The organism is Actinoplanes sp. ATCC 53533, assembly GCF_003947245.1.
This window is the reverse complement of record NZ_QHHV01000594.1, coordinates 1-795: the sequence shown is the minus strand read 5'-3', so window position 1 is coordinate 795 and position 795 is coordinate 1. Positions and strand designations below refer to the sequence as shown.

The 795-nt window shown below is 66.0% G+C and carries 1 pseudogene; it reads right to left on the bottom strand.

The window, feature by feature from the left end:
* Positions 1–795: pseudogene (locus DMB66_RS60200) on the bottom strand (Fe-S oxidoreductase); the annotation flags it as partial.

Sequence of the window (795 nt, the reverse complement as noted above, 5' to 3'; positions counted from 1 at the left end):
GGTAGGGAGCCTTGGCATAGGCGTGGTCCCTGAGCGAGAGGACGAGCAGCTTGGGCGAGAGCGGCTTGGCAGTGTTCCAGGCCGGGCACTGCGACTGGCAGCGACCGCACTCGGTGCAGGTGGAGAAGTCGAGCAGGCCCTTCCAGGTGAACTGCTCGACCTGAGCGACGCCGAACTGGTCCTTCTCGGGGTCGGCCTCCTCGAAGTCGAGCGGCTTGCCCTGGCTCATCATCGGCCGCAGCGCGCCCAGGCCGGAGCCCGCGGGCTTGTCCGGGCTGCGCTTGAAGAAGATGTTGAAGAACGCGAGGAAGCGGTGCCACGCGACACCCATCGTCACGTTCAGGGCGATCGTGATCAGCCAGCCCATCGAGATGAAGATCTTCACCAGGGCGACCCAGGTGGGGCCGTCCGCCGCGGCCGGCAGGATCGCGCCGACGGCGTGGCTGACCGGGGTGGCCCAGGCGTCGTATTCGAAGGTGTCGTTGGCGACCTTGAAGCCACGGATCAGGAACCCACAGATCAGGACCCCGATGATGATCGCCTCGACGAAGTAGGCCTGCCACATCGTCGAACCGGTGAAGCGGGAGAGCTTCTTCCGCTTGTCCCGCTGCCGGATCGCGACCAGCACCAGGATGCCGGCCAGGCCGAGGACGCCGATGATCTCGGTGACCAGGCCGTACACCGTCCAGTGGCCGATGATCGGCAGGCCGCCCTCGGGGTCGACCACCTCGAAGTAGGCCTCGACCACCAGCAGGAACAAGATCATGAACGAGACCATGACGAACCAGTGCGCGG